General features: G+C 48.5%; 18 protein-coding genes. 9 read left to right on the top strand and 9 right to left on the bottom strand.

Annotated features, from left to right (window positions below; translation table 11 throughout):
- The first annotated feature begins 60 nt into the window (after window positions 1-60).
- The 8 genes from aroB to L0U89_RS03315 all read left to right on the top strand — a co-directional run bounded on the left by aroB (window position 61) and on the right by L0U89_RS03315 (window position 6,668).
- Entirely contained in the window at window positions 61-1,113 is a 1,053-nt protein-coding gene (aroB, locus tag L0U89_RS03350) for a 3-dehydroquinate synthase (RefSeq protein WP_234860223.1), read from the top strand.
- The gene (locus tag L0U89_RS03345; protein WP_234860222.1) at window positions 1,113-2,339 is read left to right on the top strand and encodes a 3-phosphoshikimate 1-carboxyvinyltransferase; all 1,227 of its coding nucleotides are present in this window, start codon (window positions 1,113-1,115) and stop codon (window positions 2,337-2,339) included. The genes aroB and L0U89_RS03345 overlap by 1 nt, the downstream gene beginning before the upstream one ends.
- A 178-nt stretch (window positions 2,340-2,517) precedes the next feature.
- Window positions 2,518-2,886, top strand: coding sequence for a DMT family protein (locus L0U89_RS03340; protein WP_008623417.1), 369 nt, complete (start codon window positions 2,518-2,520; stop codon window positions 2,884-2,886).
- 19 nt (window positions 2,887-2,905) lie between these two features.
- On the top strand, window positions 2,906-3,142 hold the full coding sequence (locus L0U89_RS03335) for a hypothetical protein (RefSeq protein ID WP_234860221.1): 237 nt from the start codon (window positions 2,906-2,908) through the stop codon (window positions 3,140-3,142).
- Complete coding sequence (locus tag L0U89_RS03330) at window positions 3,127-3,519, top strand: type II toxin-antitoxin system VapC family toxin (protein WP_234860220.1); 393 nt, start codon at window positions 3,127-3,129, stop codon at window positions 3,517-3,519. Before L0U89_RS03335 ends, L0U89_RS03330 begins: the two co-directional genes overlap by 16 nt.
- 12 nt (window positions 3,520-3,531) lie before the next feature.
- Window positions 3,532-4,389: a prephenate dehydratase gene (locus tag L0U89_RS03325; RefSeq protein WP_234860219.1), complete on the top strand. Its 858-nt coding sequence runs from the start codon at window positions 3,532-3,534 to the stop codon at window positions 4,387-4,389.
- Window positions 4,386-5,528, top strand: a complete 1,143-nt coding sequence (locus tag L0U89_RS03320) for a pyridoxal phosphate-dependent aminotransferase (protein ID WP_234860218.1) — start codon at window positions 4,386-4,388, stop codon at window positions 5,526-5,528. Before L0U89_RS03325 ends, L0U89_RS03320 begins: the two co-directional genes overlap by 4 nt.
- A gap of 291 nt (window positions 5,529-5,819) precedes the next feature.
- A complete protein-coding gene (locus L0U89_RS03315; protein ID WP_234860217.1) occupies window positions 5,820-6,668 on the top strand; it encodes a prephenate dehydrogenase in 849 nt (282 codons plus the stop codon).
- Between the two features lie 346 nt (window positions 6,669-7,014).
- On the opposite strand, the gene L0U89_RS03310 is transcribed toward L0U89_RS03315, so the two are convergent.
- Both L0U89_RS03310 and L0U89_RS03305 read right to left on the bottom strand, forming a co-directional pair.
- Window positions 7,015-7,698 carry a hypothetical protein gene (locus L0U89_RS03310; RefSeq protein ID WP_234860216.1) on the bottom strand — a complete coding sequence of 228 codons (684 nt, stop codon included), beginning with the start codon at window positions 7,696-7,698 and terminating at the stop codon, window positions 7,015-7,017.
- Window positions 7,665-8,159 carry a hypothetical protein gene (locus tag L0U89_RS03305; protein WP_234860215.1) on the bottom strand — a complete coding sequence of 165 codons (495 nt, stop codon included), beginning with the start codon at window positions 8,157-8,159 and terminating at the stop codon, window positions 7,665-7,667. The genes L0U89_RS03310 and L0U89_RS03305 overlap by 34 nt, the downstream gene beginning before the upstream one ends.
- A gap of 420 nt (window positions 8,160-8,579) precedes the next feature.
- On the opposite strand from L0U89_RS03305, the gene L0U89_RS03300 reads away from it, so the two are divergent.
- Window positions 8,580-9,281 (top strand): SIMPL domain-containing protein, encoded by a 702-nt coding sequence (locus L0U89_RS03300; protein WP_234860214.1) that lies wholly within the window; start codon window positions 8,580-8,582, stop codon window positions 9,279-9,281.
- Between the two features lie 441 nt (window positions 9,282-9,722).
- Here L0U89_RS03300 and L0U89_RS03295 read toward each other — a convergent pair whose 3' ends face one another.
- The 7 genes from L0U89_RS03295 to L0U89_RS03265 all read right to left on the bottom strand — a co-directional run bounded on the left by L0U89_RS03295 (window position 9,723) and on the right by L0U89_RS03265 (window position 16,952).
- Window positions 9,723-10,991, bottom strand: coding sequence for an MFS transporter (locus L0U89_RS03295; RefSeq protein ID WP_234860213.1), 1,269 nt, complete (start codon window positions 10,989-10,991; stop codon window positions 9,723-9,725).
- The gene (locus tag L0U89_RS03290) at window positions 10,988-11,467 is read right to left on the bottom strand and encodes a GNAT family N-acetyltransferase (RefSeq protein WP_008623410.1); all 480 of its coding nucleotides are present in this window, start codon (window positions 11,465-11,467) and stop codon (window positions 10,988-10,990) included. The genes L0U89_RS03295 and L0U89_RS03290 overlap by 4 nt, the downstream gene beginning before the upstream one ends.
- A 12-nt stretch (window positions 11,468-11,479) precedes the next feature.
- Entirely contained in the window at window positions 11,480-13,126 is a 1,647-nt protein-coding gene (locus L0U89_RS03285; RefSeq protein ID WP_234860212.1) for a glycoside hydrolase family 10-like protein, read from the bottom strand.
- Window positions 13,127-13,138: 12 nt separating this feature from the next.
- Window positions 13,139-13,798, bottom strand: coding sequence for an N-acetylmuramoyl-L-alanine amidase (locus L0U89_RS03280; protein ID WP_234860211.1), 660 nt, complete (start codon window positions 13,796-13,798; stop codon window positions 13,139-13,141).
- Between the two features lie 137 nt (window positions 13,799-13,935).
- Window positions 13,936-14,382 (bottom strand): Hsp20/alpha crystallin family protein, encoded by a 447-nt coding sequence (locus L0U89_RS03275; RefSeq protein WP_040478400.1) that lies wholly within the window; start codon window positions 14,380-14,382, stop codon window positions 13,936-13,938.
- A gap of 115 nt (window positions 14,383-14,497) precedes the next feature.
- Window positions 14,498-15,466 (bottom strand): formimidoylglutamase, encoded by a 969-nt coding sequence (hutG, locus tag L0U89_RS03270; protein ID WP_234860210.1) that lies wholly within the window; start codon window positions 15,464-15,466, stop codon window positions 14,498-14,500.
- Between the two features lie 22 nt (window positions 15,467-15,488).
- Window positions 15,489-16,952: a Gfo/Idh/MocA family protein gene (locus tag L0U89_RS03265; protein ID WP_234860209.1), complete on the bottom strand. Its 1,464-nt coding sequence runs from the start codon at window positions 16,950-16,952 to the stop codon at window positions 15,489-15,491.
- Between the last annotated feature and the right edge of the window lie 105 nt (window positions 16,953-17,057).

Raw genomic sequence — 17,057 nt, 5'->3', positions numbered from 1 at the left:
TACATATCCATTTGGCTGTTTTCTTTCCCTTGAATACAGAGACCGCAAAATTCCCCAGTTTTGGAATCAGTCCTTTTTTCCAATAATGTCAGAAACGATTTGCCGGAAATCCTTCGGCAATTCCAATTATCCCGCTTGGGAGTAATTACGGACAGCAATACTTTCCGGGATTGTTATCCCTTGGTGAAATCAGTTCTACCAGATCATGCGGTATTCAGTTTTCCCGCAGGGGAAATCAACAAACACCTCGGGACCTGCCAAGACATTTGGACTTGGATGACGGAGGAAGGCTTTGACCGAAAGGCGCTCATCATCAACTTGGGTGGGGGCGTGACCGGCGATATGGGAGGCTTTTGCGCCGCGACCTACAAGCGCGGAATCCGGTTTATCAACCTTCCCACAAGCCTACTTTCGATGGTGGATGCGAGCGTGGGCGGAAAGTTGGGCATTGATTTTAAGGGGTTCAAAAACCATATCGGTGTCTTTACCGATCCGGAAACCGTAATCGTGGCGAGCGAATTCCTCAAGACCCTTCCTCATGCCGAGTTGCGCTCAGGCTATGCGGAAATCATCAAGCATGGATTGATCCAGGATGCCACCTATTTCTCAGGCTTGAAACCTGTCGAGTGGGAAAGCCAAGTTTGGGATGCGCTGATTCGAAAATCAGTCGGCATCAAAAAGCGAGTGGTTGAACAAGACCCCAAGGAGTCCGGTCTACGCAAAATCCTCAACTTTGGCCATACAATCGGACATGCCTTTGAGTCATTCTATTTGGATTCAGCCAAACACCTGCTGCACGGGGAGGCCATCGCCATTGGCATGATTTGCGAGGCTTGGCTTTCCAATCGAAAATCAGGGCTTTCTGCCGATCAATTGCAGGCAGTCACGGACTTTTTGCTTACCGTCTACGGTCATTTTGAAGTGAATTCAGGCGATATCGAAAGCATCGTCAATCTTTGCCTGCAGGACAAAAAAAATGTGGGCGCGACGCTCAATTTTTCCCTACTGCGCGCGATAGGAGATTGCACCTATGACATTCCCTGTTCGGTCGAGGAAATATCCGAGGCCGTCCAGTTTTACCAATCCATTTCACAAAAAGCTTTAAAATCCTAATGGATACCCTGTTGGAAACAAAGACATTATCCCAGATTTCAGCCTTTAGGCCAACCGTCATTCCCTTGCCTTCTTCCAAAAGCGAAAGCAACCGCGCTTTGGTCATCGACGCACTGACAAAGGGGAAAAATAAGCTCCATAATCTTGCCGAGGCCCGTGATACACAAACGATGATTCGGCTATTGGGACAAAATCCGCCTATTTACGATGTGTTGGATGCGGGGACGACGATGCGGTTTTTGACCGCCTATGCTGCAGTGACCAATCAGCACAAGGTCATGACGGGTACGCCGCGCATGTGCGAGAGGCCCATCGGGATATTGGTCGAAGCGCTGCGGGAAATCGGGGCTGAGATCCACTATATGAATGTGGAAGGTTATCCACCTTTGGCTGTCCATGGCATTAAGGAGCAAAAATCCAACAAAATCAAGATGCGTGGGGATGTTTCATCGCAGTATATCTCCGCAATGTTGATGATCGCACCTGTTTTGCCGATGGGTTTGGAACTCGAACTCGAAGGAAAAATCGGGTCGAGGACCTATATCCAAATGACTTTGGAGCTCATGCGTGAGTTTGGCGTGCAGCATACTTGGGAAGAAAACACCATCAAAGTTCCCCATCAGGCCTATCAGCCGACTACTTTCCATGTGGAAAGTGATTGGTCGGGCGCTTCTTATTGGTTCAGTCTGTTGGCCTGTGCGGACTCGGGAGGTTTGTTTTTGGAAGGCCTGAAGGAAAACAGCCTACAGGGTGATTCCAAAATTGTGGAGATCATGGACCGCTTGGGGGTAAAATCCCAATTTGAAAAAGGTGGCGTCCGCTTGACCAAGCAGCCTGTGAAGGGTTTGACTTCCTGGGATTTTACACATTGCCCTGACTTGGCGCAAACCGTCGCCGTCACCTGCGCGATCATCGGACAAAAAGCGGTATTTACTGGATTGGAAAGCTTGCGGATCAAGGAAACCGATCGGATTTTTGCCTTGCAACAGGAATTGGCAAAGTTCAACGCGCAACTCGTGGAGGAAAAAGAAGGTGCGTTTACGGTCATTCCCTCCGTGAAAATGCCGCACGAAGTACGCATCCATACCTACGACGACCACCGGATGGCGATGGCATTTATGCCCCTTATGACCAAAACCAGGGTCATCATCGAAGATCCGGCTGTCGTCAATAAGTCGTATCCAAGTTTTTGGAAACATGTGGGCTTGGTGGAGAAGGAGATGTGATAGGCGAGAAACAAGAGCCAAGAAACAAGAAACAAGAAGCAGGAGGAGAGAAGCGAGAAGCGAGAAGCGAGAGGCATAGGTAGAACGGAAATCCCAATAACCAATAACTCAATAACCTTATAACTTTCCAACCTTCTAACCCAATAACCAAAAACTTAATAACTTTCTAATCTCCCCCATGAAAGCCCTCCTCACCATCTCCCTCCTCATTTTGTCCAATACCTTCATGACCTTGGCATGGTACGGACACCTGAAGTTCAAGGAACTCAAATGGTTCGAGAATCTTGGATTGATATCGATTGTGCTGATTAGCTGGGGGATCGCATTTTTTGAGTACATCTTCCAAGTCCCGGCAAATCGGATCGGGTTCCGCGAAAACGGCGGACCTTTTTCCCTGGTACAGTTGAAGGTCTTGCAGGAAGTCATCACTTTGGTCGTGTTCATGATTTTCACTTTTCTGTTTTTCAAAAACGAGAGCATCAAAGTCAACCACCTGATTGGATTCGGCTTTTTGGTCTTGGCGGTGTATTTTATCTTTAAAAAGTAGATCTTCGTATATTTAGGCTATGGAAACTTCAGTACATATTGGTTTTGAGCAACTTAAGCATCTGCTTCTGCAGCTAAGTCCGGATGAAATTGCGGACGTGAAGATTTTTTTGGATGATTTGCAGAGAGCCAAAAAAGGCCCCGAGAACAAGAAGAAATTGGAGGAATTACTTTTAAATGGACCGACCCTCAGCGAAGATGAGTTGGCTAGAATCGAAGAGGCAAGAAAATCGATAGATCAATGGGGGAAAAAGTAATTTGCCTTGACACCTCTGTTTTGGTCGAATATTTTCGAAAAGTGAAAAAACAGGAGACTTTTTTCGCCCAACTTATGGCAAATTATGACTATTTCGAAATCACCTCCGTGACCGCCTTTGAATTGAAATTTGGAATGACTCCTGTTCAGGTTGATTTCTGGAAAGATATGCTTGAAGTCATCAACGTATTACCGTTTGACAATCGGGCTGCGGAAATGGCTGTAGCCTTTCAACTCGAATTGAAGAAGATCAACAAACAACTTGCCCTCTCGGACCTATTTATCGCGGCCTCTGCAAAGCGGCACAACCGACCACTTGCTAGCCTGAATTACAAGCATTTTGAGCGGATAAAAGGTATTGATCTTGTTTTTCCATAATCTCAGTCGACCATGAAAATCGCCATCCAAGGTATTCCCGGTTCGTTCCACCATCAAGTGGCACTCAATTGTTTCGGCAACGATGCTGAAATCGTGGGTTTCAGGACATTTGAAGAAGTTGCCAAATCCGTGGCCAATGGACATTGCCCCTATGCCGTGATGGCGATCGAGAATTCCATCGCAGGGGCGATTTTGCCCAATTATGAATTGATCGACCGGTATGGTCTGTGGATCATGGACGAGTATTATTTGCCGATTTCACACAACCTGATGGCGCTGCCTGGGCAGAGAATCGAAGACTTAACCGAGGTCCGTTCGCACCCCATGGCGCTGTTGCAGTGCAAGAAGTTCTTTCAGGACTATCCAAAAATCTCCCTGATCGACGATGTGGACACCGCGTCCGTTGCACAAAGGATAGGGGAGGAGTCCCTCGTAGGAATCGGCGCCATCGCCAGCAAAACCGCCGCGGCGATTTATCAATTGGAGATATTGGCAGCCGACATTCAGACGGTAAAAAATAACTTCACCCGTTTTATCCTCCTTTGCAGCGAACGAAAACCGGCAGATTTCCTGCCCAATAAAGCTTCGCTCAAACTGACCATTTCCAACGAAAAAGGAAGCCTCGCCCATTTGCTGACGCTGCTGAGTGCCCATGACCTGGACCTGAGTAAAATCCAGTCCATTCCCGTGATCGACGAGCCTTGGAATTATTCCTTTTTCATCGATACCGTGTTCGATACCTATGAAAATTACCAAAGCGCCTTGGCTGCTGTCCGGGCCCACGGAGGTGGCATCAAGATTTTTGGGGAGTACAGAAGCAGAAAAGAGGAGGCAGGCATAGTTTTTCAACCCAATATAGCATCAAGATGAAAGGCTACTCCAAACGCTTGGCTGATGTGCAGGAGTATTACTTCTCCCAAAAACTCCGGGAGGTAGCCCAATTGCAGACGGCGGGAAAACCCATCATCAACATGGGCATCGGCAGTCCCGACTTGCCACCCCATCCTGCGGTCGTGGAGGCCTTGGCTCTGTCGGCGGGGAAGCCAAATTCCCACGGCTACCAAGGGTACCAAGGAGTCCCGGCCCTGAGAGCGGGTTTTGCGGATTTTTACCAGAGATTCTACGGTGTCGCACTCAATCCAAACACCGGAATCCTTCCCCTGATGGGATCCAAGGAAGGCATTATGCATATCTCGATGGCCTTTTTGGATGCAGGAGACCAAGTGTTGGTTCCCGACCCGGGCTATCCGACTTATCGCTCGGTCGCTGCATTGCTCGGTGTGGAGGTGGTTCCCTATGCGCTGAAGGCTGAGAACGCTTGGAGGCCAGATTGGAAGGAAATCGAATCCCGGGACCTTTCCAGAGTGAAAATCATGTGGGCCAATTACCCGCATATGCCGACGGGTGCGCGGGCGGACTTGGGGGTTTTCGAGGAAATTGTGGCTTTTGGAAAAAAACACGGCATCCTCATCGTCCATGACAATCCCTACAGCTTTGTCCTGGAACCAAAGCCGAAAAGCATACTCCAAGTCGCCGGGGCGATGGACGTCACCCTCGAACTGAATTCCCTGAGCAAGACATCCAACATGGCCGGATGGCGTGTCGGAATGCTGGCGGGCAAGCCGGAATGGATCCAAGCCGTGACCAAGGTCAAAAGTAACATGGACTCGGGAATGTTTTTGGGCATTCAGCAGGGTGCGGTCGCGGCCTTGGGACTGGGACAGGATTGGTACGACGGCTTGAACCGGACATATGCCGAGAGAAGGAGGCTGATTTGGGAATTGGCCTGGAAGCTGGGTTTCTCCTATGAAAAAGAAAGCGCAGGGATGTTTGTCTGGTGCAAAATCCAAGACGGAAAATCCGCCGAAGCATGGGTCGATTACCTGCTGCATGAGAAATCTATCTTTGTCACACCGGGGACCGTATTCGGCACACAGGGACACGGTTACATTCGATTTTCCCTATGCGTGAGCGAGGAAAAAATCAAAGAAGCAATCGATCGGATATGATGTCAAGGATAGTTCTTCCGTCTCCCCCCTCTGATTTTCAAATATATTCCTCGTTCCTGGCAATGAAGGAGTGTTGGGCGTCACCCCGAGGTCCCGATCGCTATCGTGGAGAGGGGTCTCCTCAATCATGGAGATGCTTCACCTCCGCAAGCTACGGTTCAGCATGACGGGACGCAGTGGTCATTCGCTTCCTTAAAATGCCCAATTTTAAATACTCGGAATGCCAAAGGAAACGGGTCACCCATTTATCATTCATCATTGTAAATTCTTAATTCATCCCTTATCCATTTTATGAAAAAAATACACATCGTCGGTTTGGGTCTTTTGGGAGGCTCTTTTGCTTTGGCACTGAAGAAAGCAAAACCTGAAATCAAGCTCACCGGATTTGATTCCAATCCCAAAAACCTGGAAGATGCCCTGACGCTGGGTTTGGTGGACGAAGCCAAAAACCAAGCAGATTCCGATACCGACATCATCATTTTGGCGACTCCTGCCAATACCTTGCGGGCACTTTTGCAGGAGACCCTGGACCGCATTGGTCCCGAGACGCTGGTCGTGGACTTCGGTTCGGCCAAGGAACTCCTCTGCAAATCCGTGGAAGACCATCCCAAGCGCGAGCAATACTTGGCTGGGCACCCGATTGCGGGCACGGAATACTCCGGACCGAAGGCGGCAAAGGCGGACCTGCTGGACCGCAAAGTCTTCATCATTTGCGAGATGGAGAAAACCAATATTCACCTCAAAGCCAAGGCCTATGAGGTCTTGGAAGCCTTGAACATGAAGCTGCGCTTTATGGACCCTGAGGAACACGACAAGCACCTGGCCTTTGTATCCCATTTGTCGCATATTACTTCATTTATGCTCGGCAAGACCGTGCTCGACAAGATGGAAGACGAGAAAAACATCTTCGATATGGCCGGTTCGGGGTTTGCGTCGACGGTGCGCTTGGCCAAGAGTTCCCCGGCGATGTGGGCCCCCATCATGCAGGAAAACAAGAAGAATATCCTCGAGGCCATGAGCCTCTACATCGCCAACCTGTCCAAGTTCCGCGACAAGATCATCGCCGATGACTACGAGGGTATCTACCACGAAATGGAAAAGATCAACAAGATCCGGGAGATTTTGGATTTGGGGGGATGAGGCGAAGGTTATTAAGTTGAAAAGTTATTGAGTTATAGGATTGTAAGGTTATTGGTGAGTGGAGGGTACATGATGGAACCGCTGAGATTCTTGTCCTGAGTACCACGATCACCCTGTCAATACTGCGACAAAAAGGCTGCGAATCCATTCTTCCCAATTACCTACGATTGCGTCCGATGGCTATCGGACCTACAATCCAGTGAACCGCCGTATACGAGACCCGTGTGCCGATAGCTATCGGCAGTGGTGTGAGACCTGCCCGTCCGTAGGCGGGGGCGCACCTCGCTAACCTAACAGTTGGCGAGGCCGTCTACTCGATTGGTGGCTGGTGTTTTAGACTGTTGTCTTATATGTCGTTGTAAAATGTCCAATTTAGTTTTAAATTTTCTATCGCTTCGTATTCTATGATTTTTTGTGTTATGGTTTTTCGATGTCCTGCACCACACATAAATATTGCTTTATCGAATGATTTTTCTTTGCAGAACGAATAGATGTTCCGAAGCATAGAGTGTTCATATGCGTCTATACTTTTATTAACTTCTTGGTGCAATATTTCATCGTCAATTATGCGATCTTCTAACTCTCTCATTTCTTCTTGTAGAGCAATGTTTCTTTTACTATTAAGAAATTGAAATCCACCGTTCGTTTCTAATGAGATGTATCTATCTAATAATCTTTGATAGTCCTTATTTTCCGATACAATCGCAACTTTGTTCTCAAATTCATCAGACAATCCAATATCAAGAACTGGAACATATTCAAAAGCGTGATTTTGGCTGTAAGCCTGTATGGCTTTTATTTCTAACCGTTCTTGATAGACTCCGAATTGAGAAAATAGCATTTGGTGATATTTGGAATAACTGTTATCAAATGCTTCTAAAAAAATTACATCGGGATTTATAGACTGAAATATTCTATACAATTCCTCAGAATTACATTTTCCAATTTCTTTGTGAACTGTTGAGATGAGGGTAATATTATACACTGCTAATAAAATCAATTTTCTTTTGAAAGCAACCCGTTTAAACAACGGGTTATTGCCTGTCTAATGTCGTCTGCTTCCGTTTCTCCTTGTCCTTCTGCTGTGCAGGAACAGACTGTGGTATTTGTTTTTGCTGAAAGGAATTGTATGGTTACTTCAATCGTATAACCTAAACCTCTGTTCCTTCTGCCACTTTCTCCATAATTTACAATTAGAGTTTCGTCTTTTAATTCGTCTTTTAATTCGGGTAATTGTGAAAAACCTTCCTTTAATAGTATTCCTGAAATTACGTCACTTGGATTAACGCTTTTGCTTGTAGTGCTACCATACAAACCGTAATTTCCGCCATATACTCCCCCTGAACTTGAAGTCAAACTTTTTGTTGGGGTGATATAGACGTATTTATAATTCTCAATTTTGTCGTTCTTAATGACTGTTACCTGTTTAAGAGGTGCACAACCTATTGCAATAATGTTTAATGCAATTGCAAAAATTTTTATTGTCTTCATTTGTCAAACTTTTGTTTAAATCGTCTATTTGTCAGTGGTGTTTCGGTACACTTGCCACCAACTTGTATATACACGAAACAAACCTTCGATTTTGGCCCCGGATTTAGGTAGATAGGCGAAGGTTTATCTCGTTTTTCCCTACCTCCTAAGATAGTAGATTTTGGATACAGCTTATAAAATGCCCTTTTGATTTGCGGATTGTTTTTTGGAAAAAGGAGGTGTATCCGTTAAAAGTGGTGTCCTTGCCTGCGCCATCCGATTTCTCAAATCCCAAGTCTTGAGTCTTGAATCTTATGTCGTATGTCTCCCGTCTGATATCTCACATCTCCCATCTCTTTTCTTAATATCCGTTAAATCCCACCCTTTCCCCAAAACGGGCCTGGATTTTGAAACGTCTGGGAAATAAACGAAACTTAGACCATGAAAAAGCTGCTTTATTTTCTCCCGCTCTTCTTGTTGGCATTTACGGCCTTTGCCCAAAAGGAAATCCCCCTGATCGAGGTGGAGGGCGTCAGTGAAGTCTCCGTCATGCCCGACGAAGCTGTCATCCAGATCAATTTGGTCGAGAAGGCCCTGAAGGTGGCCGATGCGACCAATGGCCTCAACAAGAAAACCAAGTCAATCGAGGATGCACTGAAGAAGACCAAAGTGAAGGATTATGTCTTCACGGTGGACAATTACTTCGTGAATGTGAACCGTATCTGGACCAACAACTCCTCCAAAGACAGCGGCTATGTGGCCAGCCAAAACATCAAGATCAAGCTGAAAAATACCGGTGACAACTTGGTCAAAATCACCGAAACCCTCCATCAGACTGCGGATATGGGCTTTCAGGTGCAGTTTGTAGTCTCGGATGAATTGCGTAAGTCTACCGAGAAACAGCTTCTCGAATTGGCCCTGGCCGATGCCAAGTCCAAAGCCGAAACGATCGCCAAGGCCATGGGTATCCAAACCATCAAGGTATTCCACATCAGCTACGGCGCACCTGCCAGCAACTACCCTGTGGTGCTCCGTGGCGCAGCGAAGATGGAAATGGCGGCGATGGATGCCTACGAATCCCCGGTTTTCAACCCAGATGAACAGAAGATTTCCGATCGGGTGAGGGTGGCGTATACCTTCTAGCCTATCGTTTACCCAGTAAAACACCCAATCCACGGTCATCACGGGCCGTGGATTTTTTTGTTATTCAAGTTTGGAATTGGACCATCAACGAGGTTCGGAGAGGTGATGTTTGGCGTATAGGCCTGGCACGACTGATGTCCTATGAGATCAAAACGTTTTACTTCGTCACCCCGAAAGAGGAGGGGTCTATTGTACTAACCTGCTTAGATTCCTCGTGCCTACAAATGACACACTTATGAATCGTCACCCTGAGGAACGAAGGGTCTCCTCAATTCAGGGGATGCTTCCCTCCGCAAGCTACGGTTCAGCATGACGGGCCGCAGCTGTCATTGCCCTCCCGTAAATGCCAAATTTCAAAAACTCGGAATGACGAAGAAAACGGATCTACCCTTCATCCTTTTCCTCAATCCCCTATCCCTCAATCCCTTATCTCCCAATCCCTCATCCCTCTTTTTTCTTCCCAAACCCCCTCGGAAATTTCACGTAGCGAACCAACCATATTCCTGGGACGGCCGATGCCACGACCAAAAGGAAGAATCCTTCGTACCCAAGCCACTCCTGGACAAATCCGCTTGCCATGCCCGGCAGCATCATCCCCATGGCCATAAATCCCGTGGCGAGGGCGTAGTGGGAGGTTTTGGCAGGTCCATCGGCGACATAAATCAGGTACATCATAAAGGCTGCAAAGCCAAATCCATATCCCAATTGTTCCGTCACGACGACCACACCTGCCCAAAAAGCAGATTCGGGCTGTAAATAGGCGAGGACATAATAGAGGAAATTGGGCACGTTGAGGGACAAAATCATGGGCAGAAGCCATTTACCCAAGCCATCCCGGGAAATGACAATCCCGCCAATTATTCCCCCCAAAGACAAGGCGATGACGCCAAAGGTCCCATAAATCAAACCCACGTCGGTGGTGCTGAGGCCTAGGCCTCCGGCTTCACGCGTATCCAAGAGGAAGGGAGAGGCGATTTTCAACAACTGCGATTCGCCCAAGCGGTACAGCAGGATAAATGCCAAAGCTATCCCGATGTCTTTCTTTGCGAAAAACGATACAAACACCTTCCCAAAGGTCAGGCTTTCTTCTTTTACATAATTTGCCTGTGTCTCAATGTTGGGTGTGAGCAGCCAATTGAAAAGGGTCAGTACAAACATCAGCCCCGCCACGACAACCATCGTCAGCGACCAAGCCTGGGTATTGTCGCCATACTTCACCTCTAGCCAACCCGCCAGAATCACGATCAATCCCTGTCCCGTGACCATGGCCACGCGGTAGAAAGTGCTCCTCAGCCCGATGAAAAAGGATTGTTGGTCTTCCTTTAGCGCCAGCAGATAAAAGCCGTCCGAGGCGATGTCGTTGGTTGCGGAAGCAAAAGCGGCCACCCAGAAGCAAGCCAAGCTCATGACAAAAAACTGATTCGTGGGCAAACTCAAGCCTACACCCAGGAAAGCCGCTGCCAGCACCAGTTGCATCCCGAGGAACCATTTCCGCTTTGTCCCATACAAATCCACCATCGGGCTCCACAGTGGCTTGATGACCCATGGGAGGTAAAGGAAACTGGTATAAAGCCCAATGTCCGAGTTGTCGACGCCGAGCTTTTTGTACATGATGACCGACACGGTGATGATCAGTACGTAGGGGATACCCTCGGTCAGATACAGTGAAGGCACCCAGTACCATGGATTGTTGCGCGGGGTCTTGCTCATGGTTTTTTCCTCAACAGGTTTTCGTAAATGCTGTATTCCGAGCGATCGATCACCACTGCGCCGACGGCATTTTTGTAGAAGTCAGCAGGACCCACGCCGCCGATGATGGCGTAGGCATAGCCCATTTCCCGAAGGGCTTGGAGGCTTTTGACCAACAGGACCTTGCCAATGCCTTTTCCCCGCATGCTTTCCAAGGTGCCTGTGGGCCCAAAGAAGTTCTTGGCCGTAGCCTCATAGCAGGCAAAACCCAGTATCTCATTTTCCCGCTGCGCAATGAAGCAATGAACAGGAAGATGTGAAAAAGCCGCATCGACTTCATTGGCCCAATACTGCCCAAAATGCTCCATCACCCAGTTTTGGACAAAGGACTTCTCCGGCGGAATGGGTCTACGGAAAATGATTCTCTCCTTTGCAAGCTGACTTTCCGTCTCCGAAATATCAGGAAGTTCCAAAAGGCGGACGAGCATGTCTTTCATCGCAACAAAAGGTTAGGGTTTGCTGTGGATTTCAAAAACCATCGGTTTGGATTCCTTGCCATAGATATCCAAGAAACTGATGGCGACAAATTTCTGGTTGAAAGGACTCAGCACGGGAATGAGTTGGCGGTTGCTGTCGTCCAGGTAAACCTTCTGGAATGTAGCTTTCCCGCTCCGTTTTTGCAAGTCGGCCAAGGTTGGTGCGGTCTGCACAAGCGCAAATCGATAGTCCGGTGCGATGCTTTGCCCAAACACAAATGCAAACCCATCACCATGCGGTAGGAGTTGCGGTGCTGAAAATGCAGGGGTGTTGGCAGTTTCTTTGGAAATCAAAGGAGGCAAAACGGGCCCTTGGTAATGGTTTTGGTGGAGGAGTTCAGCCACGTCGCGGTTTTTGACATACATGGACTTGGCGCTGAAAAAGGCATTTCCTGAGATATTGGGCGTGATTTTGGAAAGACCAACCTGCGTCGGGATTTCCATCGGATTGTTCCAGGCTTGGTCGGCATTGTCGCGGATTTTATAGGGGCCGTTGCCGATGTAGATATTGGTATTGTAGTGGTTTTTGGACCACCAGTCCACCAATATCCGGTGCGAAGCCAAGTTGTAATCCATACTCCAGTAGAGTTGCGGGATGAGGTAGTCAATCCAGCCGTTTTTCATCCAAGTCAGCACATCGGCATACAGATCATCGAAATTGGTCTGACCGGCACGGGTATTCGAGCCGATGGGGTCTTTTTCTTTGTTGCGCCAGACGCCAAAGGGGCTGATGCCAAACTGTACCCAAGGCTTTTCGGCCTTGATGGTGGTATGTACCTCCTGCACGAGCATGTTGACATTTTGCCTGCGCCAATCGTCGATTTTCTGCCCCGGCTTGCCGTATTTCCGGAATGCCGCCTTGTCGTCAAACTCCAGGTTGGGGACTTTGTAGGGATAGAAATAGTCGTCAAAGTGGATGGCGTCGATGTTGTAGTTTTTGACCACTTCCTGGATAATCTGCACGAGATGGGCGCGTACTTCAGGAAGTCCGGGATTGTAATAGTACTTGGTGTCGTACTTGACCATCCAGTCTTTGTGGCGGAAAAAATCATGTTCCGGACTCAGCAGGTCTTTGTCCAGGTTCATCGTCGCGCGGTAGGGATTGAGCCATGCGTGGAATTCCATCCCTCGGCGATGGGCCTCCAAAATCATCCAAGAAAGAGGGTCCTCGGTCGTGTCGGGCCTTTGGCCTTCCTTTCCCGTCAGGTACCGTGACCAAGGTGCAAAGCGGGAAGGATAAAACGCGTCTCCGGAGGTCCGGATTTGGACGATGACGGCGTTGAAGTTGAGGGATTTGTAATAATCCAACAGGCTGGTGAATTCCTCTTTTTGGCGTGCATAAGGCAAGGTGCCCGAGCTCGGCCAATCGATATTGGCGACCGTAGCGATCCACACGCCCCTGAATTCCCGTGGGGCAGGGGCGACTTCCACATCCAAAGCGGTGTAGAATTCCCTTGGCTGGGGTTTTGGTTTTTCGGGCTCCGGTTTCGGGGATGGTTTTTGTGTACTTGGTGGACTGACGGGAGCGGGGACCTTGGCGGTTTTGCAGGAAAACATCACTAAGGAGAAGATCAATAAGAAGCTAAATGTGGAAATCTTTGGTTTTGAAAAGAATATCATCTAGAAAATGGATTAGGGGGTACTTTTGAAGGAAAGGTCGGAGAGTTTTTTTCGCAGCCGTTTCATGAACTTGTCACCGGGGTCTTGTTTTTGGGTGATGTAGTTGGGGTCGGTTTCCTTCCAAAGGGGTGTGCCTTGGAAGGCATAGTATTCATGATGGCCGATGACGTATTGGAGTTTGTGTTTCCTGTGGAGGTAGCGGATGAGTTCCGCGTTGGCCTTGACCTGTGCCTTGGTCAGGGGCGCATCCGGACCGCCAATGTTTTCGATGCCGATGGCCATATAATTCAGCCCGATGGTATGTCTTCCAAAAGCGGTGTCCGGCAACAGTCTGAAAATCGTCCCATCCCGATCGACGAGGAAATGTGCGGATACGTTCAGCCTACTTGCTGCCGTCAATTCCGGCCTGCCTGCAAGATGCACGGGATTGAATACATCAAAGGTCGTTTCCAAGGTATTGATTGCTGTCCAGTGGACGACGACCATTTTGGGTTGGATGGTGGCGGTTTCCTGCAGGATTCCGTGTCTTTTCTCGAGGTACTCCAGCGATAATTTTTCCCGCTCCTCATCGAAAATGATCGGTTTCTCAAAAATGCGGAAGGTTTGGGCGTTGGCCAAGGTAGGCAGTACCCATAATACCGTCCAGGCGATCACGCGGCAAATTTTTCTCATGGTGCTGGATGTCGAAACTGAGTTTCAAAATAAGTCAAATTATCCAAATTTGACCCTGCGTTTTTTTCAATTTCCATCTGGTAGCAACAAAAAGCCCCGGCCAATTAGACCGGGGCTTCGCCTACTGAAAACAACAACTAACCTACGGTAATTGCCTTTTTGGGCTTTGTGCTTTCAACGGATTTTTTTGGGACCACCACGTGGAGAATACCATTTTCGTACTTGGCGTCAATGCCATCATCCTTCACATACTCTGGGAGACTGAAGGACCTCCTGATGCTAGAGTAGGAGAATTCTTTCTTGCGGTAGTTTTCCTTTTCTTCCTCCACCTTGTTTTCCTTTTCGGCACTGATGTGGAGGATACCATCGCTGACCTCGACTTTGAAGTCTTTTTTCTCAAAGCCGGGAGCGGACATTTCCAATTTGAATTCCTTCTCGTTTTCGATCACGTTGCAGGAAGGAACTTCAAAGGATTTTGCGGGGAACCAGTTTTTTTCATCCCAGTCGAAGGGGTTTTCGGTTCCGAAGAAGTCTTGAACCACCTTTGGCCAAAAACTTCTGTCACGTTTAGTTATAGAGCCCATGGTTAGAGTAGTTTAGATGTGTTATTGGATTTTTTTAACAAGTGAAAATTCCAAAAAAATAATCCAAAATACCGTGACAATGATCACATTTTCAGGTGATTGTGGTCAAGAAAAATCAGTCTTTTTGATGGCCAAAAAGTCGATGCAAAACCTGCTCACTACATCTTGCAGCCAACCTCGCCGTGGCATTGTCTTGGTCAAACTGGGGATTCAATTCCACCACGTCCATGCAAAGCAGTTTGCCGGAATCGGCGATCCAATTGAGGACTTTGGAGGCGAGTTCCGGCGAAAAACCCATCGGGGAAGGTGCACTCACTCCCGGTGCAAAAGCCGATGAAAAACCGTCCAAATCGATACTCAGGTAGATTTTATTGACATTGCTGCAAAAATGGTCCAAGGCTTCTCTGATGTACTCCCAGTTACTGATCGAAAAATCGCCCATTTCCATCCATCGCACCTTTTTTGTTTCGGCGATTTCAAATAGGATAGGTGGATTTCCTGCCCTTTGGATACCGAGGCAGAGGTATTGGAAGTCCTTTGGGTACTCTTCTGACAATTGAAAAAATGGTGAGCCCGAATGTCCTTTTCCCAAAAGCAGGGGCCGCAGGTCAAAATGCGCATCCAAATTGATGATGCCGAGTTTTTCGCCTTTGCTGAGACAGAAATCCATTGCTGCTTTTCCATGGGCATAGGCCAAATCATGCCCGCCACCCAATAGGAGTGGAAAGGAATGGGATTGGAGCCTTTCCAGTACCCATTCCTTCACCCAAATTTGTGTTTCCTCCAGATCGTCCCCGACCGTGCCAATGTTGCCAAAGTCGTATATGGGAATCCCGTTGTCCAAATGAAATCCCATTCCTGCCATCATTTTCCGAATCGCGTCGGGGCCATCAGCACTGCCAGTTCGTCCTGAGTTGCGCTGTACGCCCGCATCCACGGCATAGCCAAGTAGCGATATGCTTTTGCCAGTACCATGGGGCTTATCCGACGGCTTTTGGCATTTCACTGCTTGGTGCCAATATTGGATAGTCTCAGCGGACCTTCCGGACCATAGACTTTGGGAGGCGGGCTCGTGGCTTGGCATTTGGATCGGATTTCAGGGAAAATCAGACTTCAAATCCCTTTCTGTATTCCCGGCCGACAAATTGATTGGCGTCCTCAAAGTTGGTGATGCGCATGTTGTTGCCATCCCACAGCAGTTTCCTACGGCCGTAAAACTCCATTTGCCCCTGTGCATTTTGTCTGCGGAGCATGTAGCTTCTGATGGCCAGGTTGCCCATAAGGACGGTTTCTGTCATTGGACCCGCATAGTCGAAGGAAGAAGTAAGCGCCTTGTGTTCCGCGCTGCCAAATCCCGCTTTGCAGGCATCCACCCACTTGCGTTGATGGCCATATTCGGGTTCGGGGTTGTCTGTTTTTTCTGGGCCGAATTCGGTGGTGCCGTCATTGAGGAATAGCTTCGGCATCAGCGGCGAGCTGTCGTTGATATTGGTCGAAATCACGCCATTTTCCCCGATGATGAGGACTCCATTGGCGGAATTTGCGCCGCCCATGTCCATATCGGCAGGAATAATGGATGGCCTCGACGGCCTTATGCCCCCGTCGCTCCAGGTCATTTGGATGGGGGATTTGCTCTTTGGTGTTGCCGCAAAGTTGATCGTGATGAAAGACGAAGCAGGGCAGCCTTCGGGATTGTAGTCTGGCGTCCACATTTTGGTGAATACCGTCCCTACGCTGCATTCTGCATCCAAGGGGTAGTGCAGTCCCAAAGTCCTAAAGGGAATATCGACCAGGTGGCAGCCGACATCACCCAGCGCACCCGTGCCGTAATCCCACCATCCCCGCCAATTGAAGGGATGGAGATTGGGTGTGTATGGGATTTCGGCCGATGGGCCAAGCCATAGGTCCCAATTCAGGTCATTTGGTTTTTTGCTTGGGTCAGGTTGGGGAAAGGCAAACCCCTGAGGCCATACGGGACGGTTGGTCCATATTTTCACTTCAGCGATTTTGCCCAATTTGCCCGAATCCACCCATTTTTGGACCATGCCGAGCAGTGGATTGGAAGCGCCTTGGTTGCCCATTTGGGTGACGACTTTCTTCTCCCGGGCCAGTTCGGTCAGCAGACGGGCCTCCCGGATATTGTGCGTGAGTGGTTTCTGTACATAGACATGTTTGCCGCGTTCCATGGCGTATTTGGCAGCGGGGCCATGCACATGGTCCGGCGTCGAGATGGTGACTGCATCGATATCTTTTTCCTTGTCGAGCATCTCCCTGTAGTCGGCATAGAGCTTGGCATTGGGGAAATTGGCGATTGACTGCTTGGCGGAGCCCGAGAAGTCCACGTCACAGAGAGCGACGACACGCTCCCTGCCGTTGACAGAGGCGTTTTTGATATCGGAAATTCCCTTGCCTCCGGCGCCGATGGCAGCGAGGTTGAGCTGGTCAGAAGGGGCAGTGAAGCCGACACCGCCCAGAACATGTCTTGGGACGATAAAAATCGAGGAGGCGATTGCTGCGTTTTTGATAAAATCCCTTCTTGACTGTTCTGTAGTCTTTTTGGATGGTTTCATGGGTAAAGTTTTATTGACTTAATGATGTTGGAAGATAGGGGCTGAGCGAGGAAAATCCAATTGAAATTATAAAAGGATTTCCCGTTGGATTGGGAAGTTTAAACC

The sequence above is a fragment of the Mariniradius sediminis genome (assembly GCF_021491425.1).
In the GTDB taxonomy this organism is placed as follows: Bacteria; Bacteroidota; Bacteroidia; order Cytophagales; family Cyclobacteriaceae; genus Mariniradius; species Mariniradius saccharolyticus.
Note: the sequence above shows the minus strand (reverse complement) of the source record. Positions and strands in the feature narration are given on the sequence as shown.